Source organism: Streptomyces sp. NBC_00670 (assembly GCF_036226765.1).
Taxonomy (GTDB): Bacteria; Actinomycetota; Actinomycetes; order Streptomycetales; family Streptomycetaceae; genus Streptomyces.
This window is the reverse complement of record NZ_CP109017.1, coordinates 2,714,235-2,739,373: the sequence shown is the minus strand read 5'-3', so window position 1 is coordinate 2,739,373 and position 25,139 is coordinate 2,714,235. Positions and strand designations below refer to the sequence as shown.

The following is a 25,139-nucleotide window of genomic DNA, read 5'->3' as shown; positions in this document are numbered from 1 at the left end:
CCATATCCCCAGTACGCTCCGTGCTCGTTCTCACATCGCGAATGCTCTACCGTCGGCTCTCGCTTCCGCGCAACGACGACAGCACCAGCCGCCCGTACCGCGTAGTCAGCACGCCAGCCGTCGCAGCAACTGACAGGGCCAGGGCTGCCAGAAGGTGGGACATCGAGTGGTCGTCCAGGACTTGGAGGATGCCCAGGGCTGTGCCCAGGGGAAGGCCCAGGATGGTCAGGACGCCCAGGGCGCCACTGATCTGCTGGCTCTCCTGGGTCTGGACCAGGCGGCTGTAGTCGGCGGCCTCGGCGAGGATCTCTGTGAAGCGGGCCGGCAGGCGGTGCTGGTTCTGGAAGGCGAGAAGGAGCTCGTTCGCGGGGCCGTGCGCGGTGAGGTGCTGGCGCCAGTAGCCGCTGCGGAAGAGCGCGATGTTGCGTTCCATCGCGGCGACGCGGCGGGCCAGGCGGCGTGGAGAGGTGAACACGTCCGAGAGTTCGTCGGTGAGTTCGTCGATGTGGTCGCGCTGAAGGGATCCCAGTAGCAGCGCGTCGAGGTAGACCGTGCGGGAGTGCAGTGCGCCGAACTCATAGAAGTCGCCCTCGCCGGTGTCGGGGCGATGGCCGAGGAAGGCGGCGCCCTGCCGTAGCACCAGAGCGCTCCAGTCGGCAGAGATCCTCAGGGCATCCCTGAGTTGGACAGCGGCGGTCTCCGGGGCCAGGGGAAAGTCTTGAGGGGTGGAGCGGGAAGCCAGTTGCCACAGCCAGTTGTCGGCCGTGGCAGGCAGCTCTCCTTGGAGGCCGTCGCGCAAGGTGGACGTGTGTTCCGCCGTCGGCGTCAGGAAGGCGATGGTGTACGGGTGAGTGAGGGCGAAGGGCGGGGTGGGGTCTTGGACGTCGGCGATACCGGCGAGCAGCTCGGCGGGGTCGAAGGGGCCGGTCAGCCCGGGTGGTGGAACGGCTTCGTGGACCGGCCGCCGTTCACCTATGGCACGCAGTACCGGCAGGAGTGGCCGCTCCACAGTGAAGTGCAGGACGGCCAGAGCGTGTCTGGGGTCCCGAGCGGTGGCTGCGCGGAGCAGCTCAAGACCCAGTAGGCGCAGCCCGTCGTGTTTGACGTCGAGCGGCAGATGCCAGCGGCGAGGCTGCCCGGGCGCGCCGTAGAGGACACGTGCGGAGGCGGGTGCGAAGTAGGTGGACCTGGTTGATGCGTTCGTACGGCGGTTCCCGAGTTCGAACGGGAACGGGCCCTCGGGCCAGTCGGGAGCATGGAGCAGCCGGGCGGGCAGCACGACAGTCAGTTCCTGCCGAGCGCCCGTCACGTCGATGAGGGGCGGTGCTGGGTCGGGTCCGGTCACCGGTAGAACTCGGCCGGGTCGGGCTGGTCGAGACGGATGACGAACTCGGCCCGGTCGGGACTCTGCGCGCTGATGTGGAAGCGGACGCGTTCGCCGGTACGGATAGTGCGGAATCCCTCGGTCACGATCTGCCGGTAGTCGAAGCTGTAGTACCGCTCTTCCTCGGCGTCCCGGACCACGTAGGTACCGAGCGCGCCGCTCGTTCCGCCGCCGCTCGGCCGCCGGTCAACGATGGTCCCGTGGCGCGGTCCGCTGCCGAAGCCGGGGCCGCCACTGTTGTCGTTGTTCATGCTGTCGTCCCCTCCGCGAGGGCGGTAGCGGTCCCTGCCCGTGCCGTAGTGGACGCGTCCGCCGGGTCGATGTCCTGCACACAGCGGAATCCCACCGCGTTGCTTCCACCGCGCTTGCGGTAGACGCCCTTGGTGCTGGTCTGCACCGCGCGCATCGGATTGTCGTAGCTGCCACCGCAGATCACCGCCTCCGCGGAGTCGTCCAGGGTGGTGGAGCTCCACTCCCAGCAATTCCCCACCATGTCCAGGACACCGAACGGGGAGCGGTTGCCGGGGCGTTCATCGGCCGGTGTGGCGCCGGCTCGCCGGACGGCGTCGCCTGCGAAGTCCTCGTACCACGCCTGATATGTCACAACGGGATGGCCGACCCATGCGTCGGCACAGTTGATGCGGCCGCTGTCCGGGACATCGCCCCAGGGGAAGAGCCGCCCGTCGGCGCCGCGTGCGGCCGCCTCCCATTCGAGGGAGGTCGGCAGCCGCTTCCCCTCGAACGCGGCGAAGGCGTAGGCGCTCCACCAGTTGACGCAGACCGCGGGATGGTCGTCGTAAAACGGGTTCTCGTAGTAATCGGGATGGCGAAGCCGGTCCGTCCAAGGGCGGTGAGTGACATTGGCCGGCTGGTCCGGGTGGTCCCACCGGGAGGTGCCGTCCGCCTCCAGCGCGTTCAGGAAGCGCCGGTAGCGGGCGACGGTCACTGCTCGGCGGTCGAAACGGACGGGACGCTCGATGCGGCGGATCAGCAGCCGCTCGGCCGGACCGACAAGGTACGCGCCAGTGGGCAGTACGCAGTCGTCACGCACCAAGCCGCCGTCCTCGTCGTCGTCTCTTCCGGCGCCGGATGGGCTGGCGAGGAAGGCGCGTACTTGCTCTGTCAGGAAGACGTCGTCGGAGAGATTCGCCGTAGCGGCAAGGTGGGCTGGGTCGGAGAGATACCGGGCGGCCAGCAACTCCTGGTACGCGCTGTGCACGAACGCGACGTGGTCCGGTCCCGCTGGGCGCAGCAGCGGAGCGAGGACACAGGCTGCCGGGTCCAGGCGCCCCTCGGTGAAGGCCTCCGCGCCCAGCTCGCGGTGGAGGTCGAGCAGGGAGAAGACGGTGCGGTCCGCGAGGAACGCCCGCCCGAGTGTGGCGGGAAGCTGCTGCTCCAGCTCCGGACGCCCCTGTTCGGTCAGTGTGCGCGTGAGGTGGGTGCCGAGGATGTCTGCAAGGGGTTGCCCCGGCGGCAGACCGAGTTCCGCGGTGAGGCGCCTTTCCAGCGGGGTGGCGGCGGGCTCGGCGAGGCGTACGACGTGGAAGTGCGGCACACGGGACGGATCCACGCCGTTCGCGTACATCTGCTCGACGAGCTGTTCGGAACGGCCGGCGCCGCTGTCGAGAAGCTGCCGTACCTGAGGAGAGTCCGCCAGGAAGGAGACCCGGGAACTCATGACCACTGCTGACTCCGCCGACAGCACGGCCGAGAGATCGGTGAACAGGCGCAGGAAGCCCGTAGGGCTCGGTTCCGGCACGCCCTCGTCGACTGCGTCCAGCACGCAAAGCGCGGTTCCGGAGCGGATCAGATACAGGAAGAGGTCGTATGCGCGGGAGCGGTCCGATGCCATTGCTGGTGCCAGGAGACGGGCCGCGTACTCGGAGAAGGGTTCGTCCTTCGGCTTGAGTCCAAGGTCGAAGTAGAACCGGAAGCGGCGGATAGCTGGGTCGGCGGCCAAGGCCCACAGCAGCGTGCTCTTTCCGCTGCCTGGTCGGCCGGTGACCAGGACGTTGGCGCTACCGCGTGCCAGGTCGGCCACTAATCCCGCCGCGTCACCGGAGTCCGTGACAGCAGCTTCACCGGTATGAGGGTCAGTGGTGAGGACAGTCGCGACAACGGGTGTGCGCGGCGCGGGTGTCGTGTCTGGGGCGGTGCTGTCGGCGAGCCCGGCGAGATGGGTGTCGAGGTTGACGATGGTGTCGAGGAAGCCGTCGTAGCGCACGATCCTGAAGTCTGTGCCCAGCAGTTGATGCAAGGCACCAGGGGTGCCCCCGTCGTCGTCCACCACGACGAACCGGGTGAGCTTGGGCAACCTCGTGCGCAGCAGTTCACCGCCGTGAGAGGTGAGGACGGTCCCGAGGTCGTCGGCGTCACGCGAAAGCATCAGCTCCACGTACTCCAGCCGCATCCCCGACTCGCGGCAGAACAAGAGGTAGACGGTGTCCGGGCTGAGTACGAAGCGTTTGGCCTGACGGTAGCCGAGGGTGACATGGAGTCCGGCAAGGAATTCGCAGCGGCCCGCCACCTCGGGGGCTACGTCGGGTTCGCCCCCGAGTAGCGCTGCGCTTCCTGTGTCGGTGAACCAGACCAGTACGTCGACGAGTCGGCGGACCGCGAGCAGTCCGTCCTCGTCACTGATGTCATAACCGTCGTGTGTGGAGCGGTTGCGCAGACGCCGGATGTCGTCGAGCGCATCCAGCACTGTGCTGCTGCGGATGTACGGGCGACAGCGCTTTACCAGGTCGTTCAGTGCTTTGGTGGAGGGATCGCCCTCCACACCATGGTGCCGCCACAGCTCCTTGAGCAGCTTCTCGGTCAGCTTCCCCACCAGCGCGACCGCGTTCTCGGGGTAACCGTCATTCAGGGACCGTAACGGGCGTTCCAGGTCCAGTCCGAGTCGATCGGCGATCCGGGTGTGATCATCGAGTTCCCGCCTCAGACGCTTCAGCCGTTCATCGACGACAGTGCTCATGCGCTCGCCTCCACTCGTCGGCCCAGGACGAATGCGAAGCGGTCGGGGAAGACCAGGACGGGCTCTGGATGGGCGGCTCGCATCTCTTCGATGCCTTCCTCGATCTCGCGGTCACTGAAAGTGGAGAGCAGGGACATGTAGCGGGCGCGGACCATGCCGAGGTACCTCTCCCGGTCGATGCGGAGTTCGTGCTCGACGTGATCGAGCCGGGTGACGAGTCCGGCCCGATGAAGGTGTTCCTGGATGTCGGCCGGGTCCGGCTGCAGTTCCTCAAAGCGGTCGAGGGCCGCCTTGAACAAGGGGTACTGAATGGTGGCCGGGAGCATGACCACGAGCAGCCGACCGCCGGGAGCGAGCCGGTCGGCGAGGCCACGCAGGGTGCGCGCCTGGTCGGCCACATGGTGCACCGACTCCTTCAGCCACATGGCGTCGAGTGCCTCGTACGGCAGCCGAATACGGCCTTCGGTGATGTCCTCGGCAGAGGCGACGACTGGTGTCAGTTCTGGTGGCGGAGGTGTGCCAAGTCCTTCGAGCATTGCTTCGGAGGGCTCGACGCACAGGACGGGGTGTTGAGGCCGTAGCTGCCGCGCCAACTCCCTGGCGAACAGGCCCGTGCCGGAGCCGATGTCGGCGATCAGGTCGGCAGGCTTGAGCTGCAATGCCTTGGCGATCTGGCCGGACATCCATGGGACGTATTCCGGGCCGTAAACCCAGTGTTCGTCGTACTCGGCTGCGAGCTGGTCGTAGTGCCTTTGTACGTCGCGCCGTCCCACGGTCCCCCTCGCACATCGCCTCACTGTGCCGCCAACGGCCCTCACCACCATGCAGGTTATCGCGCGTACCAGAGTGGCGACACCGTGTTACGAGACAAGCGGCATGGGGTCTGGGGCGAGGGCGAGCCGGTGACGTATTCGTGTATGAAGTCGCTGCGGGCGCCGCCGGGTTGCGAGGCACCGGGGCCGCCCGGGGTTTGCAGGGTGGCGGTTGCGGGGTGAGCGTCAAGAGCGCCCTTCGGGCGTCGGCTGCGCCGATTTCGCTGCGCTGCACTCTTGACTCTCGCCCCTCCACCGCGAGGAGCCGTATGGCCGGGCGGCCCTCAAGCGGGGCGGCCGGGGGACGTGTCTCGGTGGGGCTCGCCGTTGCCGGGTGCGGGTGGGGTGCCTTCGGACGGCAACGGGCGGTTTTGGTGGGGGTGTTGACGGCGTTCGTATGGTGGAAGGGAAACGCATCCATGCCCGTACCCGGTTGTGAGTCGGGTGGGCTGAGTGGGGGAAGAAAGGTGCGTGCCCGATGTGGGTCGGGCTCCTCTCCACGATTGCTGCCGTGTTCTACGGGTGCACGGTTTCTGTTCTTGCTCTGACTGCGACCTTCGCTCGGCGCCGCACGCTGCGGCGTGAAGCGCGCAGCACTCTTGCCGTGATGATGCCGGGCAGGGGAGTGGGGGTGCGGCAGGTAGATCGTGAGCAGTAGGTCCCCGAGTGTGGCGGCGGGCGTGTGTTTCTTGGCGCTCGCCGTTGCCGGGGGGCGGGTGCGTGGGCAGGCCACTTGAACGGGGGCAACGCAACTTCGACAGGGGCTCTGGAGGCGGCTACCTTCGGCTCGCCGTTGGCCGCCCGGGAGGAACGTATGCCTCAGCTTGCTCTGTACACATTCGGTGTTCTGAAGTTGCCGCTCGCCGATTGCGGGGCTCTCACGCGGGAGTTCTATGAGGTGGGTGAGGGCGTTTATCGGGAGATCAGCGGGCGGCCCGGGTACGTCGGTCATGCCGAGGCGGTGGGCGGGGGGCGGGGGTCGCACTTCGACGTGGATTGGGGTGTGTGGGGGGAGTTCGTCGTGCCGGGGTGGTACGGGAAGGGGCGGGCGGCGGAGAGCGTGGCCCTGGCCGCGACGCTCTCGGTCTGGAGTGGGGTGCGTTCTGCTTTTGACGCCGTCTACTCCGGGCTGCACCGGGCGGCGTTGAGCAGGCGGCACGACTGGTTCGAGAGGTCGGGGGAGCCGAGTCATGTGTGTTGGTGGGTGTCGGATGGGGCGATACCCACCTGGCGGGACGGGGTGGCCAGGTTGGAGCGCCTTGATGCGTGTGGTGCCGCGCCGTGCGCCTTCACCTTTTACGACTCGTTCGGGCCGGACGGGCTCAGGGGATGAGGACGAGTGTGCCCGGGGCGTGGCCCGTGAGGCCGGTGGTGTGGGCCTTCGCGGCCTCGGTGAGGGGGAAGACGGTGTCGACGCCGACGCGCAGGGTGCCGGCGGCCGCCCGGGGGGCGGGCACATCGGTGGCGGTGAGGACGTCGGAGCTGCCGTAGGTGGTCGGGCGTACAGGTCGCCGCCGACTCCGAGCTGGGCCGTCCGGCCGCTCACCTCGCGGTGACGGGGGCGGGGTGGTTGGTGTGTGGGGCTTCGCGGAGTGGTGAAGCGGGCGAGGGCTGTCCGACGGGCGTGACGGGTGGCAAGATCGCACAGGTGAGCGAACAGGTGGAGTTGGTGTTGCGGTGGGAAGGCACGGCCGCGCGCTGGTGGACCGCGGGGACGCTGCTGTTCGCGGTCGTGGCGGGGTGCGCGGCGGGATGGGGCGTCGAGCCGGTCCTGGACTGGGCGGTCCTTGCCGTGCTGGCGGGCGGGGCGGCCCTCGGTTGCGCCGCCGGACTGCTCAGGCGGCGGCTGGAGGCCGGTCCGGACGGGCTGCGGTTCCGCATGGTGGTGCGGTGGCGGCGGCTGGGGTGGGGTGAGATCGTCCGCTTCGAGGATCTGCGGGTGTCCTCCGCCCACGCCCGCGTCAGGACCCCGGCCATGCGGGTCGCGGCCCTGTTGCGGGACGGCTCCCTGGTGATGCTGCCGGTGCCGCTGACCGGCGCCGCCGACGCGCACGTCTTCGAGAAGCAGCTGTCCCGGCTGCGTGCCCTGCACGCCCGCCACCGGTCCGGCGCGTTGGGGGCGTGAGCGGGGCGGCGGTCCGCTGCCCTCACTCGATCCAACGGGCGGCGGCCTCGTAGGTGTTGGCCGGCGTGCTGTTGAACGCGATGGCCGCGTCGGGGGCGTGCCGCCGGATCAGGTTGATCACCTGCTCGAGGAGTTCGAGCTGATCGTCCGAGTGCCGCAGGCCACCGCCGACGGTGACGCACTCCCACGGATGGGCGCGCAGCGCGTTCCCGACGACCGCTTCCACGTCGTCACTCCCGTCAAGACCGATGAGGCAGGTCTCGACGCCCACCCCATGTTCGGCGAACTCGACCAGCCCCGCCTCGATCGCCCTGGCCACCGGCTCGGGGTCCCACGGCCCGGGCACCCGGTACGGATCGAGCCCGATGACGAGGACGCGGGGCGACGCGGCGGTGTCCATGTGCGGACGATACGCGTGTTCGGGCGATACGCGTCGGACTAGAAGAGGCGGGCGCGGGTGTCCGGCGTGAGGTTGTCCAGGGCTGCGAGCAGCCAGGGGCTGCGGGCTGCCGGCAGGCGGGTGACGGTGCGTTCGAAGACTTCCCAGTCGGGGCGGAACAGGTGGCCGGGGTGTGGTGGGGGTGGGTCGTCGCGGCGGACTTCGGCGGGGAGGACGCCTGACGCCGGGGTGGGCAGGTGTGGCCGGGGGGAGGCCAGCCACCGCCAGATTCCGAACGGCAGGGGTACCAGGTGGGTTGTTGAGGGGGCTGGGGTGGTGGGGGCCCAGGGGGCGCCTGTTTGGGGGTGGGTCGGTACCAGGAGGATGCCGGCGGTCGGGGCGGGGGCCGGGTGGGCCGGTCCTGCCAGGGTGGCGTGCCGGGGTGGTGGGCCCGGGGGCAGCAGGGTGTCGAGGGCGCGTCGGAAGAGGTGCGCGGTCAGGCCGTCGGGGACGGTTGTCGGGTGGCCCTCCGAGGCCGCCAGCAGGTGGGCGAGTGCCTGGCCGACCGCCGCTTCCCACTGCGGGCTCCATGACCAGTAGTGGTCGAGCCCACGCCCACCGCCCCATGTGGCGATCGGCTGGAGCGGGGGCGTGCTCTCTTTCCGCGCCGTCAGTTCCGCCCAGGTGAGCGGTACGGCGTCGGTGTCGTCGACGGGGTGACGGTGTACGGCGTCCGGGGTGAGCCGTACCGCCTGCCAGTGCGAGCAGTCGTCGACTCTGGTCGCGACGCGCAGGCCGCAGGTCGCGCAGGCCGTGTTGGGGCCGTCGGCTCCGGTGAGGCCGCAGCACGCGTTCCCGCTCCGCTCCGGGACCAGTACGGTGCCGCGGGTATCGGCGGGGGCGATGACGATCGTGCCGGGTGCGCCGCAGGAGACGGAGTGGACCGGTGCGTAGACGCCGTGGGCCGCCGCCTCCTTCGGGCCGATCTCCTCCCACCTCCGCCACGGCGGCCCCCACGGGTCCGGGTCCACGGCGAACGTTCCCCGCTCCATGAGTGCGGGGAGCTGCGTGGCGTTCCCGTGTCTCTGGTGGGCGTGGGGCGGCAGGGCGACCTGGGACAGCGGGGTGGTCAGGCCGGCGCCGCAGCCTGCGCATACGAAAACGAACAAGCGTCCTCCGGTGGGGAAACGCAGGCATCGTCGCAGGTCGGGGGCGGGCGGCCAACCGGATATGCACGTCCGGCGGGGGCGTTGGGCCTGGCCCGTCAGTCGCGGGCCGTCAGGCCGGTGAGGAGGAGGGTGCAGACGGACTGGAGGGCGGGTTCTGTTTCGGGGGACTGCCAGTCGGGGGCGTGGGCGGGGTGGTGGTAGGCCATGGTGGCGTTGAAGAGGGTTCTGGCCGTTGCTGTGGGGTCGGTGGGGGCGAAGTCGCCGGTGCGGATGCCGTCGGTGATGATGCCGCTCAGTTGTCCGAGGAGGTCGGCCACGTGGTCGGTGGCGGCCGTTCTGTGTTCGGCCACCAGGATGCTGTAGGTGGCGAAGAGTTCCGGGTCCTCGTACGTCATGTTCCGTTTGCACGTGAAGAGTGCGGTGAGCCAGGCGCGCAGGCGGTCGGGGGGTGCCAGGCGGGTGTCCCCGGCCAGGGGGCCCAGGCTCTCGTGGGCGCGGGCGATGAAGCGCCGGGTGACGGCCTCCCGCAGCGCGGCCTTCGACGGGAAGTGCCGGTAGACGCTGGCGTGGCTGACACCGAGGGCCCGGGCGACGTCCCGCACCGTGGCCTTTTCGGGGCCGTGGCGGCGCAGCACGGCCTCGGTGGCGGTCAGGATGGCCTCGGCGTCCAGTGGCCGTGCGGTGGTCATCGGTGCTCGCCGCCGCCGTCCGGGGGGATGTTCGACGTCCTCATGAGGTTCAGATTCTCATGGTGTCCGGTCCGGTCCGGACGCCGAGGCCGGACGCCGAGGCCGGGGGTCGAGGCCGGGGGGCGAGGGTGCGGTGCGGTGCTCAGAAGACCGCGAGCGGGTTCACCGGGACGCCGGTCAGGCCGTGGACGCGGGGCGGGGCGACCGTGAGGAGGAAGGCGTAGCGGTTCAACTCCGCGCAGGTGGAGGCGAGTTCGTCGACCCTGGCGGCGTCGATCAGCGGCATGCCCAGCAGGGGCAGGCCGACTCCGTGCAGCGGGGCGGGGCAGGCGGGGTCGAGCGGGGGGTGCGCGTCGCCCATGTCGCCGACGTAGAGGGAGGCTCCGCGGGCGTGCATCCACCGCACGGCGTCCAGGCTCATGCCCGGCATCGGGCGGGTGGGGTCGGGGGTCATGGGCCAGCCGAGGCGCACCACCAGGGCGTCGCCCGACTCCAGCCTGACGCCCTCGCGCTCCTCGGCCGCCTCCAGATCGCGGGCGGTGACGGCGTGGCCGCTGGGCAGCGGGCCGTCGACGGCCAGGTCGAGCAGGACGCCACGGGTGGCGAACCCGTCGGCGAACGCGGTCGTGGAGCCGTGCCGGGCACCGGCCGGCGTCACGCTCTCGTCCAGGGGACGGCCGGGGTAGACCTGCCCCTCGCGCGGCATGTGCGCCAGGGCGTCGAGGTGCGTGGAGCGCGGGTGGTGGTTGGTGACGATCATGACTTCGGCCGTCGCGATCGCCGGGGAGCCGGTGTACACCAGCACCTGCTGGACCGGTGAGGTGTCCTGGGTGGTGGGGGCGAAGGGGCCGCTGAGGAGCGGCGTCGGCTCGATCGGCAGCGCGAGCGAGACCGTGCGGCCCGAGCGGACCTCGGCGGCGCCCCTGGCCCGGGCTTCGTCGGTGATCAGATTGAGGGTGCCGCGCTCGTCGTCCTCGCCCCAGCGGCCCCGGTTGCTGGGCAGTTCGTGGGCGTCGCCGGTCGCGGGTGCCTTCGTGTCTCGTGTGTCCACGCCGACGACCGTATGGGGTGCGGGGTACGGATCACATAAAGCGTAACCCGTCAGTGGGTGTGGCGTGTTCCGTCGTGGAGGGGCGTGGCCGGTGGCGAGATCGCACAGGTGAGCGAAAGCGGGGACTCGATGTCAGTGGGCGGGCCTAGGGTGTGCGCGTGATCTTCAAGAGGAAGTCGAAGGACTCGGATCTCGGTGCCGTCCTGTCCGAGCTGGAGCAGGCGGTCGAGGCGCGGGACGGCGGGCGGACCGAGCGGGCGTTCGGGACCGTGCTGAACGGACTGCCGCAGGCGTCGGAGGCCGAGCGGGTCATGGCGGGGCCCCGGCTGGCCGCGCTGATACCGGGGTTCCCGCCCACCGGACCGCGGGTGCTGCTGGCGACGGCGGCCGGGTTCTGCGTCGAGGGCGGCGCGGATCCGGTGCGGTGTGCGGAGCCGATACTCGCCGGGGTGCGGCAGGATCTCGCGGACGCGATGGAGTTCGTGCGGCGGTGGCGTGCGGGTGGGGGCGCCGGGGAGGAACTGCCGGAGGCCGACGGGAAGATCATCGACGACGCGTTGCTGACCCGCCTCGGCGATGACGAGTACGAGGCGACGCGGCTGGCGCTGGCCTGGTGCACGGTGGCGGAGTGGCAGCCGCCCGCGCTCGCGGTGTTGTGCCGGAGCGCGGAGGTGCGGCGCGGGTACGGGGACGGACTCCTGCCCGCCTGCCGCGAACTGGCGGCGCTGGAGCGGCACGACCTCAAGTGTCTGGAGTACGCGCTGGCGATCCTGGACGACGAGCCCCTGGTGGTCCTGCACCGGCCCACCGGCCGCGGGTTCGAGGTGCGTATCGGCGGCATCGGGGACAACTTCCAGCTGCACACGCTCCTCGCCCACGTCCTCGTCGGCAGCGGCCACGTGCCCGGTACGGCCCCCACGGCCGAGAGCGTCCGGCTGGCCACGGACCCGGAGCCGGCGCGCGGGCGCAGTGACGCCGTGGCCGTCGGCACGTTCGAACTCCTCGCCCCGGACGGCGAGCGGATCTGGAACGAGGGGCTGCCCGACGACATACCCGTGGTGGAGGGCCGCCGTCTGCTCGTCCTGGACGAACCGCTGTACCCGCGCAGTTGGAACGCCGACCGCTTCTTCCCCCACCTCCCGGGCACGGCCGAACTGCTGCGTGCGCTGCCGGAGGAGGAGACACGAACCTGGTTCGCCCGTACGTCGTTGCCGGTCACGGAAGCCTGACCGGGTTACCTGCACCGTTACTCGCTGGGGCGCGTGTGGCAGCCGGGCGTGGGCCGCCCGTCCCACTCACTTCCGGCTGGCCGCGGCCTGTTGGTCCTCGCAGTGCGGTTTCGCTCGTGCAATGTGGTTCCTGCTTCTTCCTGTTGGTTTCCCCGCGTCGTAACCTTTGGGCCTGTCGCGCCGCGAATCGGTGTATGCCGGGCCGCTTCTGCTGCGGCTTCTGACGTGAGCTGTGCTCGCGGCACCGGGGAAACCGGGGGGTCATGCGCAATCTGTTCAGACTGCTCTTCGTCGGCGCCGTCTTCTTCGTTTACTGGAAGTTCGAGAACACGACCTTTGCGCAAGGCAGCTTCGTGGTTGCTGTCGCCGGTCTCCTCGTCGAGCACTGGGTCACGGAACAGTTCCTGCGCAGAACACCCCGGCGGCGGCAGGCTGTCCCTCCGGTCCCCGGCGGGCGACCGGAGGCCGGCCGGGGCGCGGGGACGCCGGGTGTCGTCGGAGACACGGTGACCGCCGTTCTCGTGGCACTGGCCCTGGCTGTCATGGCCGATGCCTTCTTCTTCACGACGTGGCTCGAACTGCCCGACGCATCGGGAGCTTCGGGGTCCGAGGGCCTGGCGGCGGCGATCAAGGGAGTCGCATCGGTGCTGGCTCTTGTCGTCGCATTCCTCGCTCCTGTGGTAGTGGGCGTTTTCGTCTACATCTGCTGCACCGAACTGCTGGATTCCCGGTCCACCGAACAAGGAACCTCCGGCGGATGCGTATCCCTTCTTCCTGCGGCTGCCGCGGTTTTCGTCTTCTACGGACACTTCTACGTCGCTTACCGTTTTTACGAGTCGATCGGGGCCCTGCGTCCGCGCTGAAGGTCCCGGGGTCCCCCTCGCCGGGGCGGACCGCGAGGTACTGACGATCAGAACCGCTGCGCCGACCATGCGCGTTTCTGTCAGGCGGTGCCCAGGACCGCTCGTAGGAGTACGAGTGTTCCCGCGGCCGCCCCGAAGGCCGTGAACGTCGCGCACCACACCAGGTTCGTCGTGGGGGAGTACGCCTTCGCCGTGCGGACGACCACCGCGCGGGCGGGGTCTCGTGGGTCGTAGCGGAGGTGTACGGGGGTGCCGCGGTGCAGGGCGTGGGGGGAGTCGTGGTTGAGGGGGACCTCGCGGTAGGTGTGGGTGGCGGGGGCGTGTGGGCGTCCCGATGGTGGTGCCTGGTAGCGGATTTGGGGCGCGTGGTACGACGACCCCACCCGGCGGGCGGCGTTGGCCACCTCGCCCTGCGTGCGGACGCCGGGAACGCCCAGCAGTCGCAGGGAGCGGCGGGCGCGCAGGGCCGCTCGGGTGCCGTGTGCGCCGATCGTCGTCCACAGTGCGGTGGCGAGGAGGACGACGGGGAACCAGGGGTGATTCATGTCAGGTTCTGTCCACACCGAGACGGGAGGGGTGGTGAGCGTCGTGCGGCTGACCATGCGGCAGGCGGACGCGCCGCCCCAGCACAGTCACAGCCGGGAGGACGAGAGCTGGGTGATCCTCTCCGGCCGGGTCCGGTTCTGGGTCGGCTCGGCCTCGCTCGACGCGTGCGACGTCCACGACGCCGAGGCGGGCGCCTACGTCTTCGGCCCCCGGCTCGTTCCGCACACCTTCCAGCCGCTCACCGAGACGGCGGAGGTGCTGGTCATCAACAACCCCGGAGCCGTCGAGGAGTACTTCCGCGCGGTCGGTGCCGCCGCCGACGGGCGTCATGACGACGATCATGCGGACCTGCTGACCCGGTACGGGATGACGTTGCTGGACGGGCCGCCGCGCGGGCGGAGCGGCGACCGGCTCTGAGGCTGCTCGGAGGCTCCTTGTCGTCCTCGCTCACGCCTCCGTTCCGTGGCACGTCTCGTACGGGGTGCCCGACGTGCACCAGCAGGCCGTGCCGCGCTGCGGGGGCCACGGGGTGGCGCGGCCGCGGGCCGCCAGGGTGGTGGCGTACTGGGGGAGGAGGGCCGGGTCCGACGGGGACGTCGCCTCGGAGGCGGCGAAGGCCTCGTAGGACGGGACCGTGCCGGTGACGATGCCCAGGTTGGGGGTGCCGGAGGCGGACAGTTCGCGCAGCGAGCGTTCCGTCGTCGCCAGGTGTTCCTCGTGCGAGGGGTACTCCGTCTCCAGCGTCGGGTACGCCGCCAGCAGTTCCGTCAGCTCCTCCTTCGGCCAGTGCAGCACCGCCACCGGGAACGGGCGGGACAGCTCCTGGCGGTACGCGCCCAGCTCCGCGCGCAGGCGGGAGATCTCCGCCTCCAGCTCCGCCGGGTTGTCCGAGCCGAGGGACCAGATCCGCTTGGGGTCGTGCAGCTCGTCCAGGGAGACGGGGAGGTCGTGCAGGGTGTCGGCCAGCAGGTCCCACTCGTCGTGCGCCGCGCCCAGCATGCGGCGCACCCGGTGACGGCCGAAGAGGAGCGGGTGCGCGGACCGCGGCGGCTCCGCCTCCCCGGCGATCAGCAGCGTGGCGCCCTCGGTGAACGTCTCCTGCGCCGCCTGGAGTTCGTCGTGCTGCTCCAGGGACTCCGCGACGATCACCCACGGTGCCGGGTCGCGCGGGGCGGCCGCGCGGACGCCGTCGATGATCGCGCGGGCCTCGGCCTCGTGGCCGTACTCCCACAGGTTCGACGCCTTCAGGGCGCGGACGAGGTGGGGGTTCTCCAAGGGGTGGGAGGAGGCGAGCAGGCGGTCGTAGAGCGCGGTGGCGGCGGGGCGGTCGCCGGACAGTTCGCGGTGGGCGGCGGCCTGGAGGAGCAGGGCCTCGGCGTCCTCCGGGTAGAGGCCGGCGGTCCGCTCCAGGCGGGCCGCCTCCGTGGGGTGGTCGACGTTTTCGGCAGGCGTGTCGGGGCGCATGGGCACACGGTACGCCCGGGGGGTGACATTGGTGAGGGGGGTGGGGTGCCCCCTCTCCTTGTCGTACAGGGGGCTCCGCCCCTTCGACCCCGGTGTCCTTCGGGCGGGGGCGCCTTCCAGGTCGGGGGGTTGTTGTTCGTGGGGGGCGCCCCCCTACGCGCGCCCCCACGTGCGCCCTACTTCAGCGTCGCCACGGTTGCCGCGCCCGCGCCCGCCAGGGCCACCGACACCAGCATCGCCACGTTCGCGCCGTGGGAGAGGGAGCCGGAGGAGGTGACCAGGGCTATCGTCAGGGCGACGCCCGCGCAGGAGCCGATGTAGCGGAAGGTCTGCTGGGCGCCGGAGCCCATGGCCGCGCGGTCCGGGGGGACCGAGTCGACCGAGACCAGGGGGAGCGCGGCGTTGAGCAGGCCGCTGCCCACGCCGCTCACCACCAGGCCGGGCAGTAGCCGGGTCCATGAACCCGCGCCGAACGCGCCCAGCATGGTCAGGACGCCCACCGCGTGCAGGACGAAGCCCAGGGCCAGCTGGTGGCGCGCCGCGACCCGGCCCGCGAGCCGCTTCGCCTGGAGCGCGACCGCGAACGACAGCCCGGACCAGAGCAGGATCAGCCACGCCGAGTCCAGCACCGTCAGACCCATGCCCCGCTGGAGCAGCGCGGGCAGATAGCTGAACATGCCGATCACCGCGAGGCCCGTGAACAGTCCGGCCGCCGACGAGCCGAGGAAGCGCGGCCGGCGCAGCAGGGAGAGGTCGATCATCGGCGTGCGGGAGCGGTGTTCGACCAGTCCGAAGACGGCGAGCAGGACGACGGTCGCCGCCAGCAGCAGCCACACCGGGGTGCGCAGCCAGCCGTCGCGGCCCAGGGTGAGCGCGGCGACCAGGGAGACCAGGGCGAGGCTGAAGACGGCGGCGCCGGGCAGGTCGGGGCGGCCGCCGCGCGGGGCGCGGGACTCCGTGAGCGTCCGGGCGGAGAGCGCGGCGATCACCAGCGCGGCGGCGCCGAGGACGCCGTAGACGAGCCGCCAGCCGGGCAGGGCGCCGGCGAGCATCGGGCCGACCGCGATGCCGCCGCTGACGAACGCGCCCCACACGCCGGTCGCGTGCAGCCGTTCGCGCGGGGTCGGGAAGGCGTGGACGAGGAGGCCGAGGCTGCTGGCGAGCAGGGCCGCGCTCGCCGCGCCCTGGGCGACGCGGGCCAGCGTGAACAGCCAGGTGGAGCCGGCGAGGGCGCCCAGCGCGGTGGTGATGCCGAGGGCGAGGGTGCCGGCCAGGAAGACGCGGCGGCGGCCGTAGTCGTCGGCCAGGCTGCCCGCGACCAGCAGCAGTGCGGCGAGGCCGAGCGGGGTGCCGTTGAGCAGCCAGGCCTGGGCCGACAGGGAGGTGTGCAGGGCGGCGGCGGTGTCGGGCAGCGTCACCAGCGGCACGGTGTACGTCATCAGCGCGGTGGCGGTGGCGGCGCTGGTCAGGGCGAGGGTGGCGGCCGGGCGCGGGGTGGCGGGCGCGGTGGGGGAAGGGGGCGCGGCGGGGGTGGACGCCGGGTCCACCGTGCCGGACGCGGGGCGGTCCAACTGGGGCATGACGGCCTGTCCTTCGGTTGCGGGGCGGGCGTCGGGCGTCGGGCCCGAGGCGAGTGAGTTCAATGAACGAACCTTGGATGTCCGTGACCCTAGCACGGGTAGGTTCGGTCATCGAACCAAGGAGGGGAGAAGTGGTTACAGTAGAGGCATGGCACTGGGCAAGGACTACGCGTCGCAGGAGTGCTCGCTCGCCACGGCGCTCGAGGTCATCGGTGAGCGGTGGACGCTGCTCGTCGTGCGCGACGCGCTCTACGGCGTGCGGCGGTACAACGACTTCCTCACCCACCTCGGCATCCCGCGCGCCGTCCTCGCCACGCGGCTGCAGACGCTGATCGCCCACGGGATCCTCGAGAAGCGGCGGTACCAGCAGTCGCCGCCGCGCGACGAGTACGTGCTCACCGCGCGCGGCCTCGCACTGTGGCCCACGGTGCGGGCGCTGGGCCTGTGGGGGCGGCAGCACCTCGCGGGGCCGCAGCTCCGCGTCTTCCGGCACGCCACGTGCGGCACGGACCAGGAGCTCGGCCCGTACGGCGAATGCCCCGCCTGCGGCACGGTCGTGCCGGTCGAGGACATCGAGATGCTCCCCGGCCCGGGCCTCGACCCCCACCCCACCGACCCCATCGGCCGCGCCCTGCTCCACCCGAGGCGCCTATTGCAACCGTTCACGACGGAGCCTGAGGCGGCCGGTGGCCGTTGATCAGCGGTCGGCCGTGCCTGCCGGGGTCACCCAGCGGGTGCGCTGTCCGGTGATCGACGCGATGGTGTCGTAGTCACCGTCGTAGTGAAGGACGGTGACCTTGTGTCGTTCGGCCGTGGCGGCGATCAGCAGATCGGCCATCGACAGCGAGCGGTGGACGCCGCGGGCGAGCGCCTCGCGCTGGACGGCGAGCGCACGGTCCCAGACCTCGTCCGTGGTGGGCAGCAGATCGAAGCCGTACAGCAGGAGTCGGATCCGTTCGCCCTCGGCCTTGTTACGCGCGCTGCAGGTCAGCTCCCACTCGATCGGCGCGGAGATGGCAAGGAGGCCGCGCTCGTCGAGATCGTCCAGCACCGCGCCCACCACCGGCTGGTTCCAGCGGGCCAGAGCCGACTTGTCCGCCAGGAACCGCTCGGTCACGCGGCGGCTCCCGGCCCCGTGCGGTGAGTGGGGCCGGCGGAGTCGTCCGTCCCGGCGGCGTCGCGGGTCCCGGTGGCGGCCACGATCTCGCCGAAGTCCAGCTCTCCGCTGCGTACCGCCTCGGCGAACTCCCGGCGCAGATGACGCTTGACCGCATCCTCCATCGCCATCCGGACGGCCTTCGCCTTTATGGTCGTCCCGTAGATGCGCATGGCTTCGGAGACCATCTGATCGTCGAGATCAATCACGGTGCGCGACATGCCGGAACCTCCTGGACGACGATGTACACGATGAACGATATCGGATTGGGGTGGGGAAACGATATCTGTTCTCGGGGGAGCGATGGTGGCTACAGCCGGACCGTGATTTTCTCGTGGGCCGAGCGGTGGGCGGCCTCCAGGACGTCCAGGGCGGCGGCGGCCTGTAGGGCGGTGACCGGATTTTCGGCGGTGCCGCGGAGGGCGGCGCCGATCGCGGCGTAGTACGCCGGGTAGTCGCCGGGAAGCGTCGGCTCGGGACGGCCGCCGCCGGTCGCGGGGGACTCTCCGCTGCCGACGCGGCCCCACGCCTCCTCCGGTTCCGTGCCCCAGGGCTCGTCCGTCGCGCCGGGGCGGGCGCCCTCGCGCAGGGCCGCCTCCTGCGGGTCCAGGCCGTACTTGACGTAGCCCGCCTTCGAGCCGAGGACGCGGAAGCGGGGGCCGAGCTGGGGGGTGGTCGCCGAGACGTACAGGTGGGAGCGGACGCCGCTGGTGTGCGTGAGCGCGATGAACGTGTCGTCGTCCGCCTGCGCGCCCTCGCGGCGGACGTCCGACTCCGCGTAGACGGTCGCGGCGGGGCCGAAGAGTTGCAGCGCCTGGTCGACGACGTGGCTGCCGAGGTCGTACAGCAGGCCGCCGATCTCCGCGGGGTCGCCGGACTCGCGCCAGCCGCCCTTGAGCCGGGGGCGCCAGCGTTCGAAGCGGGACTCGAAGCGGGTGATGTCGCCGAGGGTGCCGTCGGCGAGGAGCTTGGTGAGGGTGAGGAAGTCGTTGTCCCAGCGGCGGTTCTGGAAGACGGAGAGGAGGAGGCCGCGGGTCTCCGCGAGGGCGGCGAGCGTGCGGGCTTCCGCGGCCGTGGCCGCGAGTGGTTTGTCCACCACTACGGGGAGGCCGGCCTCCAGGGCGGCTGTGGCGAGGGGGATGTGGGTGCGGTTGGGGGAGGCGATGACGACGAGGTCGAGCTCGTGGGCACGGGGCCAGAGGGTGTCGGGGGTGGGGGTGAGGTGGAGGTGGGGGCCGTGTTCGGTGCGGGCCTGGGCCTGGCGGTCGGGGTTGCCGGTGACCACCGTGTCGAGGGTGAGGCCTTCCGTGGCGGTGATGAGGGGGGCGTGGAAGACGGAGCCGGCGAGGCCGTAGCCGATGAGGGCGGTGCGGAGGGGTTCGTGGGTGTTGCGGGTCATGGGGTCACCTTGGCAGATGGGGGGCGGTGGGGTGTCTGTGGGTGCTCGTGGGGGGATTTCGCCCCCGCCGCCCCTACCCTTCCCGTCCTTTCAAGGGGCTCCGCCCCTTGGACCCCGTGGGCTCGTTGTCGGCTGAGCGCCGGTGGGGCTTCTCGCGCAGTTCCCCGCGCCCCTGCGGGGCGCTGCCCTCAACGGAGGGGGAATAGGTGATCGATACGCTGGGGGGACACGGTTGGGCTTATGGCGGGAGATGTGGACATGGCAGAGCGCAAGGCCATTGAGTCGTGGCTCACCGATATGGACGGGGTGCTCATTCATGAGGGGGTGCCGATTCCCGGGGCCGATGCCTTCGTGAAGAAGCTGCGGGAGTCCGGGCGGCCCTTCCTCGTGCTGACCAACAACTCCATCTACACCCCCCGTGACCTGCACGCCCGCCTGCGGCGCATGGGGCTCGACGTGCCGCTGGAGAACATCTGGACCTCCGCCCTGGCCACCGCCAAGTTCCTCGACGACCAGCGGCCCGGCGGCACGGCGTACGTCCTGGGCGAGGCGGGGCTGACCACCGCGCTGCACGACATCGGATACGTCCTCACCGACCACGAGCCCGACTACGTCGTCCTCGGCGAGACCCGCACGTACTCCTTCGAGGCCATGACCAAGGCCGTCCGGCTGATCAACGACGGCGCCCGTTTCATCTGCACCAACCCCGACGAGACCGGCCCCTCCACCGAGGGCCCGCTGCCCGCCACCGGCGCCGTGGCCGCGCTGATCACCAAGGCCACCGGGAAGAAGCCGTACTTCGCGGGCAAGCCCAACCCGCTCATGATGCGCACCGGACTCAACGCGATCGGCGCGCACTCCGAGACCAGCGCCATGATCGGCGACCGGATGGACACCGACGTCCTCGCCGGCATCGAGGCCGGGATGCAGACGTTCCTGGTGCTCACGGGGCTGACCCGGCCGCACCAGGTCGAGGACTATCCGTATCGGCCGTCGAAGATCGTGGACTCGATCGCGGATCTGGTGGACAGGATCTGACCGGCCCGCTGGTGCTGCCCAAACGTCGCGTCACTCGTTCGGCGTAGACCTTGCGGGCTCCGGATGCGGGGCGGGGGGCGGCGGGGGAATCTCCAGGTGTCTGGAGGTTCACGATGGGTTCGGTTTCGGTCGCTGTGCGTGCCGGGGTGTTTGTGGTCGGGGCGGTCGCCCTCGTGTCGGGGCCGGTGGTTCCGGCCGCGTACGGTGCGCCGGGTGGTGCGCCGAGTGGTGCGGGGAGCGGTGGCGGCCGGGTCGTCGCGTCCGCCGGCCGCTCGCCGGACCGGGCTCCGGTCTCCCCCGCTCCGGCCTCTTCCGCTCGGGCCTCCGCCGCTCCGGCCTCCCCCGTCGCGCCCGTTCCCGCCGGTGGCGGCTACGCGGCGCACGTCACCGGCTCCGGGTCCGCCCCGCGCGCCGGGGGCGGGGAGACCGGGCCCGGCCCCCGTCAGCTCGTCGCCGGTCTGCTGCTCGCCGGGGTCGCCGTGGTCTCGGCGGTGCTCGCGGCGCGGGTCCGCCGGCCCGGCAGGGGCTGAGTGCCATGAACGTACGCCGCGGACGCGCCCCGGGCACCGGCCGGGTGGTCACCGGGGTGACCTGGGCGCTGGTGCTGCTGGGACTGTGGCTGTGGGGGCAGGCCCTGACCGACCTCCGGCTCGGGGTGTCGGCGCCCACCACCGGTGACGTGGCCGCGGTCGGCCGGCCGGTCGACGTCGCCCTGCCGCCCGCCGCCCGCCCGCTCACCGCGGCGGCCCCGCGACGGCTCGACATCCCCGCGCTGGACATCCGCGCCCCCGTCGTACCGCGCGGCCTCGACGGACAGGGCGCGATCGTGCCGCCGTCGTTCGACAAGCCCGGCGTCGTCGGCTGGTACGAGGACGGGGTGCGACCCGGCGCCGTCGGGACCGCGCTGATCGTGGGACACGTCGACACCGAGACGCGGCCCGCCGTCTTCTACCGGCTGAGCACGCTGCGGCCCGGACAGCGGATCCGGGTCGTACGGGAGGACGACCGGGTCGCCGAGTTCACCGTCGAGGGCGTCCAGGTGCTGGCCCGCGACCACTTCGACGCCCGCGAGGCGTACGGGCCGCACAAGGCCGGCCGCGCCGAGCTGCGGCTGATCACGTGCGGCGGCACGTTCGACGAGGCGAGCCGGACGTACACGGCCAACGTGGTGGTGTCGGCGTACCTCACCGGGATCCTCACCTGAGACAGCGTGAGGCAGCGTGAGACGGCGGGATATGTCAGGATTGGTGCCAACTGCGCTACACCCGTGGGGGGTTGGATGTACCGGAGGGGGCGGACGGCCGTGGCCGTCGCCGTGGCGGGGGCCGGGATGCTGCTGGCGCCCGGGTGTTCCTCGTCCGACAGCGGGGACGGCGTCGAGGGGACCCGGGCGGTGGGCGCTCCGGTCGGGCAGCGGCCCGACGGCGACGGCGACCCGTTCTGGGTGAACCCGGACGGCACCGCGGCCCGCCAGGTCGCCGCGTACGAGAAGGCCGGGCGGACCGCCGAGGCCGCACGGCTCCGCAGGATCGCCGAGCAGCCGACGGCGGAGTGGATCGGCCCCGAGAACCCCGAGGCGGAGGCGCGCGGTTTCACCGAGGCGGCGCGCGAGGCGGACCGTACGGCGGTGCTCGTGCTGTACAACATCCCGCACCGCGACTGCGGACAGTTCTCGCGGGGCGGCGCGGCGGACGGCGACGCCTACCGGGCGTGGGTCGCGGCGGTGGCCCGGGGGATCGGGGACCGACGGGCACTGGTGGTGCTGGAACCGGACGCGGTGCCGCACATGGTCGACGGCTGCACACCGCGCGAGCTCCACGAGGAGCGGTACGACCTGCTGAACGGCGCGGTCGCCACGCTGGTGGGGCTGCGGAACACCTCCGTCTACCTCGACGCGGGAAACGCGGGCTGGGGCCGCCCCGACCGCGTCCCCGCCGCGCTGCGCCGGGCCGGGATCGGGCGGGCGGACGGCTTCGCGGTCAACGTCGCCAACTTCTACCGGACGCGGGAGTCGGTGGCGTACGGCAAGGAGCTGTCGGCGAAGGTCGACGGCAAACCGTTCGTCGTCGACACCAGCCGCAACGGCAACGGCCCGTACGAGTCCGGCGCCCCCACCGAACGCTGGTGCAACCCCCCGGGCCGAGCCCTGGGCACACCCCCCACGGTCCGGACGGGCGACCCCTCGGTCACCGCCTACCTCTGGATCAAACACCCCGGCGAATCGGACGGCACCTGCAAGGGCGGCCCGGCGGCAGGCGCCTGGTGGCCGAGCTACGCCTTGTCCTTGGCCCGGGCGACGCCCCGCTAGAGGCGCCCCGTCAGGGGCGGCAGGGGCGAAGAAAACCCCCCAGCCCCCCACGCCCCCAACAACCGCAGCCCCTCCTCGGAAGCCGACCCCGCCCGTGCCCCGTACGCGTACACCCACCGCTCCCCGTCCTCCAACCGCAGCGCCTCCACGTGCAGTTCGAGCGCCCCCACCACCGGATGACGGAACCGCTTCATCCCCCGGCACCGCACCTCCACCTCGTGCTCCGCCCACCACCCCCGGAACTCCGCGCTGGCCAGGGACAGTTCCCCCACGACCTCCCGCAACCGCGCATCCCGCGGATACCGGCCCGCCGCCTCCCGCAGCACCCCCACACTCACCCGCGCGATCACCTCCCACTCGACGAGCAGCTCCCGCGCCGCGGGATCCAGGAACAGCCAGCGCACATGGCTCGACGCCTGCGACGGCATCGGTTCGAGCCCCACCAGCAACGCCCGCCCCAGCCGGTTCATCGCATGCACGTCCCCGCGCGAGTCGATGACCATCGCCGGCATCGGCATGCTGTCGAGCATCATCCGCATCCCCTCGTCCAGGGGCGGCAGCCGGGGCCCGTCGGGCGCGGCCGCCGCGACGGACGACCGCACGAGGCGGTGCAGATGCCGCCGCTCGACGTCGGCCAGCCGCAGCGCGCGGGCGAGCGCGTCGAGGACCTGGTCGGACGGCTGCATCCGGCGCCGCCCCTGTTCGAGGCGGGTGTAGTAGTCCGTGCTCACCCCGGCCAGCATCGCGACCTCCTCGCGCCGCAGCCCCGGCACACGGCGCCGCCCGCCGGTCTCGATCCCGACGTCCTCGGGCCGCACCCGCGCCCGCCGGGTACGCAGGAACTCCCGCAGCTCAGCGTTGTTCGCCATGCCTCCACGGTACGGCCGGGGTGCGGTGGAGAAGGGGGGTCCCCGCGTCCGAGGGTGGGTCTGTGCGTCCCAGGTTGCGGCCACCACTGGTGGGTGCGGCGCCCGCGTCCGACAGTCGAGGCATGAACGAGATCAGCAGGATCAGCCAGACCGCCCCCCTCGGCGACCGCACCGTGCGCCGCGTCGGCTTCGGCGCGATGCAGCTCGCCGGACCCTGGGTCTTCGGCCCGCCGAAGGACCCGGACGCCGCCCGCGCCGTACTGCGCCGCGCGATCGAGCTCGGCGTCAACCACATCGACACCTCGCAGGCCTACGGACCCGACGTCGTCAACGAACTCGTCGCCGAGGTGCTGCACCCCTACCCGGACGACCTCGTCATCGCCACGAAGGTCGGCGGGGTCCGGGACGCGGAGGGCGGCTGGGTGCGCGCCTCCCGCCCGGAGCAGCTGCGCCGGACCGTCGAGCAGGACCTGCGCACCCTGCGGGTGGAGCGGATCGACCTGGTGAACATGCGGTTCGGCGTCGGGGGCGGCGGCCCGGACCCCGTACCGCTCGCCGAGCAGCTCGGCGCCCTGACCGAGCTGCGCGACGAGGGCAAGCTCGACCTCATCGGGCTCTCGACCGTCTCCGCCGAGGTCGTCGAGGCCGCGCTCGCGCTCACCCCGGTCGCCGAGGTGCAGAACGCGTACGGCATCGCCAACCGCACGGACGAGGCGGTCGTCGACCTCTGCCGGGAGCACGGCATCGCCTACGTGCCCTACTACCCGCTCGGCTCGGCGTTCACGGGCGGCCCGAAGGCGCTCGCCGCCGACCCGGCGATCGCGTCGGTCGCCGCACGGCACGGCGCCTCGGCCTCGCAGATCGCGCTCGCCTGGCTGCTCGCCCACTACGACCGCATGCTCCTGATCCCCGGTACCGGCTCGGTGGCCCATCTGGAGGAGAACCTCGCGGTCGACGCCCTCCGGCTGGACGCCGAGGACCTGGCGACGCTGGAGAAGGTGGCCCATGTGAGCGCACCGGGCTTCTGATCCGGCCCCGGCGAGCCGGCCGCCCGGCCATGCCACACGCACGCCCCCCGCTTGCGAAACGGAACATCGTTCCGTAAAGTAATTGGAACAACGTTCCGCTTACTTCCGCCCGAAGGGGTACGCCATGATCCTCGTCACCGGAGGCCTCGGCTTCATCGGATCCCACACCGTGCGCGCGCTGCTCGACCAGGGCGAGAAGTGCCTCGTCGTCCAGCGCAACGCCCGCCCGCTCCCCTCCTTCCTGGACGGGGAGGGGGTGGTCGTGGAGCAGGCCGACGTCACCGACCGCGAGACCCTGCTCGGGCTCGGGGACCGGCACGGGATCACGGGCATCGTGCACCTGGCGGGGTCGTACCCCTGGCAGCCAGCGCCCGAGGCGGCGGTCGAGGCGACCCGGCGGTCGCTCGACGGGCTGCTGAACATCGTGCAGGCCGCGCAGGAGTGGGGCGTCCGGCGCCTCGGCCTGGCCAGCACGATCGGGGTCTACGGCGGCATCCCGCACGACCGCCCGCTGCGCGAGGACGCCCCGCTGACGCTGAGCGCGCCCGTCTCGATCCCCACCTTCAAGAAGGTCGGTGAGATGCTGGGCGGGTACCTCGCCGACGCCGCGGACCTCGACATCGTCAACTACCGGATTTCCGGCACCTGGGGCCCGCTCGGCCACTCCGACCCGTTCTTCGCCGCCCCCGCCCTCGTCCACGCCGCCGCCCGCGGCACCGCGCCGGACCTGTCCGGGCTCATGGGGCCGGCCCACGCCGAGGACGGGCTCGACCTGAACTACGTCAAGGACACCGGCCGGGCGATCGCCCTCCTCCAGCTCGCGGACCGGCTCAACCACCGTACGTACAACGTGGGTTCGGGCCGGGCCACGACCAACGGCGAGATCGCCGCGGCGATCAGGAAGGTGGTCCCGGACGCCCGGGTCGACCTCCCGGCCGGGGGCGGGGCGCCGCACATGGTCTTCGACATCGACCGGCTGCGGCAGGACACCGGCTACCGGCCCGAGTACGACACCGAGCGGGCCGCCGCCGACTACCTCGCCTGGCTGCGGGCGGGCAACGCGCGCTGAGCCGGGG

The 25,139-nt window shown here is 71.7% G+C and carries 28 protein-coding genes; 12 read left to right on the top strand and 16 right to left on the bottom strand.

All coding sequences use genetic code 11. From position 1 onward, the window contains the following. Window positions 1–46: 46 nt before the first annotated feature. From OIE12_RS12105 to OIE12_RS12090, 4 genes are read right to left on the bottom strand one after another with little or no spacing between them, the layout of a single operon-like run. Window positions 47–1,345 carry a hypothetical protein gene (locus OIE12_RS12105; RefSeq protein ID WP_329134610.1) on the bottom strand — a complete coding sequence of 433 codons (1,299 nt, stop codon included), beginning with the start codon at window positions 1,343–1,345 and terminating at the stop codon, window positions 47–49. Continuing rightward, window positions 1,342–1,635, bottom strand: a complete 294-nt coding sequence (locus OIE12_RS12100; RefSeq protein ID WP_329134609.1) for a hypothetical protein — start codon at window positions 1,633–1,635, stop codon at window positions 1,342–1,344. Before OIE12_RS12100 ends, OIE12_RS12105 begins: the two co-directional genes overlap by 4 nt. After that, window positions 1,632–4,358 carry an SUMF1/EgtB/PvdO family nonheme iron enzyme gene (locus tag OIE12_RS12095; protein WP_329134608.1) on the bottom strand — a complete coding sequence of 909 codons (2,727 nt, stop codon included), beginning with the start codon at window positions 4,356–4,358 and terminating at the stop codon, window positions 1,632–1,634. Before OIE12_RS12095 ends, OIE12_RS12100 begins: the two co-directional genes overlap by 4 nt. Continuing rightward, on the bottom strand, window positions 4,355–5,131 hold the full coding sequence (locus tag OIE12_RS12090) for a class I SAM-dependent methyltransferase (protein WP_329134605.1): 777 nt from the start codon (window positions 5,129–5,131) through the stop codon (window positions 4,355–4,357). The genes OIE12_RS12095 and OIE12_RS12090 overlap by 4 nt, the downstream gene beginning before the upstream one ends. A gap of 853 nt (window positions 5,132–5,984) precedes the next feature. Between OIE12_RS12090 and OIE12_RS12085 the strand changes: the two genes are divergently transcribed. Next, window positions 5,985–6,503: a DUF3291 domain-containing protein gene (locus OIE12_RS12085; RefSeq protein ID WP_329134603.1), complete on the top strand. Its 519-nt coding sequence runs from the start codon at window positions 5,985–5,987 to the stop codon at window positions 6,501–6,503. Here the strand turns inward: OIE12_RS12085 and OIE12_RS12080 are convergent. Then, entirely contained in the window at window positions 6,493–6,627 is a 135-nt protein-coding gene (locus OIE12_RS12080) for a zinc-binding dehydrogenase (RefSeq protein ID WP_329134601.1), read from the bottom strand. The two genes, OIE12_RS12085 and OIE12_RS12080, sit on opposite strands and share 11 nt — an antisense overlap. 191 nt (window positions 6,628–6,818) lie before the next feature. Between OIE12_RS12080 and OIE12_RS12075 the strand changes: the two genes are divergently transcribed. Next, window positions 6,819–7,295: a hypothetical protein gene (locus tag OIE12_RS12075; RefSeq protein ID WP_329134599.1), complete on the top strand. Its 477-nt coding sequence runs from the start codon at window positions 6,819–6,821 to the stop codon at window positions 7,293–7,295. Window positions 7,296–7,317: 22 nt separating this feature from the next. Here OIE12_RS12075 and OIE12_RS12070 read toward each other — a convergent pair whose 3' ends face one another. The 4 genes from OIE12_RS12070 to OIE12_RS12055 all read right to left on the bottom strand — a co-directional run bounded on the left by OIE12_RS12070 (window position 7,318) and on the right by OIE12_RS12055 (window position 10,583). Next, window positions 7,318–7,695, bottom strand: coding sequence for a hypothetical protein (locus OIE12_RS12070; RefSeq protein WP_329134597.1), 378 nt, complete (start codon window positions 7,693–7,695; stop codon window positions 7,318–7,320). Window positions 7,696–7,733: 38 nt separating this feature from the next. Continuing rightward, window positions 7,734–8,843, bottom strand: a complete 1,110-nt coding sequence (locus OIE12_RS12065) for a hypothetical protein (protein WP_329134595.1) — start codon at window positions 8,841–8,843, stop codon at window positions 7,734–7,736. Between the two features lie 95 nt (window positions 8,844–8,938). After that, window positions 8,939–9,532, bottom strand: coding sequence for a TetR family transcriptional regulator (locus OIE12_RS12060; RefSeq protein WP_329134593.1), 594 nt, complete (start codon window positions 9,530–9,532; stop codon window positions 8,939–8,941). A 142-nt stretch (window positions 9,533–9,674) separates the two neighbouring features. Continuing rightward, a complete protein-coding gene (locus OIE12_RS12055; protein WP_329134591.1) occupies window positions 9,675–10,583 on the bottom strand; it encodes a cyclase family protein in 909 nt (302 codons plus the stop codon). A gap of 158 nt (window positions 10,584–10,741) precedes the next feature. Here OIE12_RS12055 and OIE12_RS12050 point away from each other — a divergent pair, with 158 nt between their 5' ends. Continuing rightward, window positions 10,742–11,812 (top strand): hypothetical protein, encoded by a 1,071-nt coding sequence (locus OIE12_RS12050; protein ID WP_329134589.1) that lies wholly within the window; start codon window positions 10,742–10,744, stop codon window positions 11,810–11,812. A gap of 263 nt (window positions 11,813–12,075) precedes the next feature. Further along, window positions 12,076–12,675, top strand: coding sequence for a hypothetical protein (locus OIE12_RS12045; protein WP_329134587.1), 600 nt, complete (start codon window positions 12,076–12,078; stop codon window positions 12,673–12,675). A gap of 80 nt (window positions 12,676–12,755) precedes the next feature. Here the strand turns inward: OIE12_RS12045 and OIE12_RS12040 are convergent, their stop codons facing one another. After that, window positions 12,756–13,220, bottom strand: coding sequence for a DUF3592 domain-containing protein (locus OIE12_RS12040; RefSeq protein WP_329134585.1), 465 nt, complete (start codon window positions 13,218–13,220; stop codon window positions 12,756–12,758). On the opposite strand from OIE12_RS12040, the gene OIE12_RS12035 reads away from it, so the two are divergent. Next, window positions 13,219–13,638 (top strand): cupin domain-containing protein, encoded by a 420-nt coding sequence (locus OIE12_RS12035; protein ID WP_329134584.1) that lies wholly within the window; start codon window positions 13,219–13,221, stop codon window positions 13,636–13,638. The two genes, OIE12_RS12040 and OIE12_RS12035, sit on opposite strands and share 2 nt — an antisense overlap. Before the next feature lie 30 nt (window positions 13,639–13,668). Here OIE12_RS12035 and OIE12_RS12030 read toward each other — a convergent pair whose 3' ends face one another. Beyond that, window positions 13,669–14,685, bottom strand: a complete 1,017-nt coding sequence (locus OIE12_RS12030; protein ID WP_329134582.1) for a hypothetical protein — start codon at window positions 14,683–14,685, stop codon at window positions 13,669–13,671. A 176-nt stretch (window positions 14,686–14,861) separates the two neighbouring features. Next, window positions 14,862–16,265: an MFS transporter gene (locus OIE12_RS12025; RefSeq protein WP_329134581.1), complete on the bottom strand. Its 1,404-nt coding sequence runs from the start codon at window positions 16,263–16,265 to the stop codon at window positions 14,862–14,864. A 148-nt stretch (window positions 16,266–16,413) separates the two neighbouring features. Here OIE12_RS12025 and OIE12_RS12020 point away from each other — a divergent pair, with 148 nt between their 5' ends. Further along, complete coding sequence (locus tag OIE12_RS12020) at window positions 16,414–16,962, top strand: winged helix-turn-helix transcriptional regulator (RefSeq protein WP_329134579.1); 549 nt, start codon at window positions 16,414–16,416, stop codon at window positions 16,960–16,962. On the opposite strand, the gene OIE12_RS12015 is transcribed toward OIE12_RS12020, so the two are convergent. From OIE12_RS12015 to OIE12_RS12005, 3 genes are all read right to left on the bottom strand, one after another. Then, window positions 16,963–17,382 (bottom strand): PIN domain nuclease, encoded by a 420-nt coding sequence (locus OIE12_RS12015; protein WP_329134576.1) that lies wholly within the window; start codon window positions 17,380–17,382, stop codon window positions 16,963–16,965. Beyond that, window positions 17,379–17,642, bottom strand: a complete 264-nt coding sequence (locus tag OIE12_RS12010; RefSeq protein ID WP_329134575.1) for a type II toxin-antitoxin system VapB family antitoxin — start codon at window positions 17,640–17,642, stop codon at window positions 17,379–17,381. Before OIE12_RS12010 ends, OIE12_RS12015 begins: the two co-directional genes overlap by 4 nt. Before the next feature lie 89 nt (window positions 17,643–17,731). After that, complete coding sequence (locus OIE12_RS12005; RefSeq protein ID WP_329134573.1) at window positions 17,732–18,820, bottom strand: Gfo/Idh/MocA family protein; 1,089 nt, start codon at window positions 18,818–18,820, stop codon at window positions 17,732–17,734. A gap of 258 nt (window positions 18,821–19,078) precedes the next feature. On the opposite strand from OIE12_RS12005, the gene OIE12_RS12000 reads away from it, so the two are divergent. The 4 genes from OIE12_RS12000 (at window position 19,079) to OIE12_RS11985 (ending at window position 22,166) form a co-directional block, all read left to right on the top strand. After that, on the top strand, window positions 19,079–19,858 hold the full coding sequence (locus OIE12_RS12000; protein ID WP_329134571.1) for an HAD-IIA family hydrolase: 780 nt from the start codon (window positions 19,079–19,081) through the stop codon (window positions 19,856–19,858). Window positions 19,859–19,971: 113 nt separating this feature from the next. After that, window positions 19,972–20,388 carry a hypothetical protein gene (locus OIE12_RS11995; RefSeq protein ID WP_329134569.1) on the top strand — a complete coding sequence of 139 codons (417 nt, stop codon included), beginning with the start codon at window positions 19,972–19,974 and terminating at the stop codon, window positions 20,386–20,388. A 5-nt stretch (window positions 20,389–20,393) separates the two neighbouring features. Then, window positions 20,394–21,062, top strand: coding sequence for a class F sortase (locus OIE12_RS11990; RefSeq protein ID WP_329134567.1), 669 nt, complete (start codon window positions 20,394–20,396; stop codon window positions 21,060–21,062). Between the two features lie 75 nt (window positions 21,063–21,137). After that, a complete protein-coding gene (locus OIE12_RS11985; RefSeq protein WP_329134566.1) occupies window positions 21,138–22,166 on the top strand; it encodes a glycoside hydrolase family 6 protein in 1,029 nt (342 codons plus the stop codon). On the opposite strand, the gene OIE12_RS11980 is transcribed toward OIE12_RS11985, so the two are convergent. Next, on the bottom strand, window positions 22,163–23,035 hold the full coding sequence (locus OIE12_RS11980) for a helix-turn-helix domain-containing protein (protein WP_329134564.1): 873 nt from the start codon (window positions 23,033–23,035) through the stop codon (window positions 22,163–22,165). The genes OIE12_RS11985 and OIE12_RS11980 overlap by 4 nt on opposite strands. Window positions 23,036–23,157: 122 nt before the next feature. Between OIE12_RS11980 and OIE12_RS11975 the strand changes: the two genes are divergently transcribed. Both OIE12_RS11975 and OIE12_RS11970 read left to right on the top strand, forming a co-directional pair. Further along, complete coding sequence (locus OIE12_RS11975; RefSeq protein ID WP_329134562.1) at window positions 23,158–24,063, top strand: oxidoreductase; 906 nt, start codon at window positions 23,158–23,160, stop codon at window positions 24,061–24,063. 124 nt (window positions 24,064–24,187) lie between these two features. Further along, complete coding sequence (locus OIE12_RS11970) at window positions 24,188–25,132, top strand: NAD-dependent epimerase/dehydratase family protein (RefSeq protein ID WP_329134560.1); 945 nt, start codon at window positions 24,188–24,190, stop codon at window positions 25,130–25,132. Window positions 25,133–25,139: the final 7 nt, after the last annotated feature.

What these genes read in the sequence shown, in the direction of transcription:
- OIE12_RS12005 (WP_329134573.1), bottom strand. Translation starts at nt 18,820, where the DNA reads ATGACCCGCAACACCCACGAACCCCTCCGCACCGCCCTCATCGGCTAC.
- OIE12_RS11990 (WP_329134567.1), top strand. Translation starts at nt 20,394, where the DNA reads ATGAACGTACGCCGCGGACGCGCCCCGGGCACCGGCCGGGTGGTCACC.
- OIE12_RS12060 (WP_329134593.1), bottom strand. Translation starts at nt 9,532, where the DNA reads ATGACCACCGCACGGCCACTGGACGCCGAGGCCATCCTGACCGCCACC.
- OIE12_RS11975 (WP_329134562.1), top strand. Translation starts at nt 23,158, where the DNA reads ATGAACGAGATCAGCAGGATCAGCCAGACCGCCCCCCTCGGCGACCGC.
- OIE12_RS12040 (WP_329134585.1), bottom strand. Translation starts at nt 13,220, where the DNA reads ATGAATCACCCCTGGTTCCCCGTCGTCCTCCTCGCCACCGCACTGTGG.
- OIE12_RS12010 (WP_329134575.1), bottom strand. Translation starts at nt 17,642, where the DNA reads ATGTCGCGCACCGTGATTGATCTCGACGATCAGATGGTCTCCGAAGCC.
- OIE12_RS12095 (WP_329134608.1), bottom strand. Translation starts at nt 4,358, where the DNA reads ATGAGCACTGTCGTCGATGAACGGCTGAAGCGTCTGAGGCGGGAACTC.
- OIE12_RS11980 (WP_329134564.1), bottom strand. Translation starts at nt 23,035, where the DNA reads ATGGCGAACAACGCTGAGCTGCGGGAGTTCCTGCGTACCCGGCGGGCG.
- OIE12_RS11995 (WP_329134569.1), top strand. Translation starts at nt 19,972, where the DNA reads ATGGGTTCGGTTTCGGTCGCTGTGCGTGCCGGGGTGTTTGTGGTCGGG.
- OIE12_RS12045 (WP_329134587.1), top strand. Translation starts at nt 12,076, where the DNA reads ATGCGCAATCTGTTCAGACTGCTCTTCGTCGGCGCCGTCTTCTTCGTT.
- OIE12_RS12100 (WP_329134609.1), bottom strand. Translation starts at nt 1,635, where the DNA reads ATGAACAACGACAACAGTGGCGGCCCCGGCTTCGGCAGCGGACCGCGC.
- OIE12_RS12070 (WP_329134597.1), bottom strand. Translation starts at nt 7,695, where the DNA reads ATGGACACCGCCGCGTCGCCCCGCGTCCTCGTCATCGGGCTCGATCCG.
- OIE12_RS11970 (WP_329134560.1), top strand. Translation starts at nt 24,188, where the DNA reads ATGATCCTCGTCACCGGAGGCCTCGGCTTCATCGGATCCCACACCGTG.
- OIE12_RS12020 (WP_329134579.1), top strand. Translation starts at nt 16,414, where the DNA reads ATGGCACTGGGCAAGGACTACGCGTCGCAGGAGTGCTCGCTCGCCACG.
- OIE12_RS12085 (WP_329134603.1), top strand. Translation starts at nt 5,985, where the DNA reads ATGCCTCAGCTTGCTCTGTACACATTCGGTGTTCTGAAGTTGCCGCTC.
- OIE12_RS12025 (WP_329134581.1), bottom strand. Translation starts at nt 16,265, where the DNA reads ATGCCCCAGTTGGACCGCCCCGCGTCCGGCACGGTGGACCCGGCGTCC.
- OIE12_RS12035 (WP_329134584.1), top strand. Translation starts at nt 13,219, where the DNA reads ATGTCAGGTTCTGTCCACACCGAGACGGGAGGGGTGGTGAGCGTCGTG.
- OIE12_RS11985 (WP_329134566.1), top strand. Translation starts at nt 21,138, where the DNA reads ATGTACCGGAGGGGGCGGACGGCCGTGGCCGTCGCCGTGGCGGGGGCC.
- OIE12_RS12030 (WP_329134582.1), bottom strand. Translation starts at nt 14,685, where the DNA reads ATGCGCCCCGACACGCCTGCCGAAAACGTCGACCACCCCACGGAGGCG.
- OIE12_RS12000 (WP_329134571.1), top strand. Translation starts at nt 19,079, where the DNA reads ATGGCAGAGCGCAAGGCCATTGAGTCGTGGCTCACCGATATGGACGGG.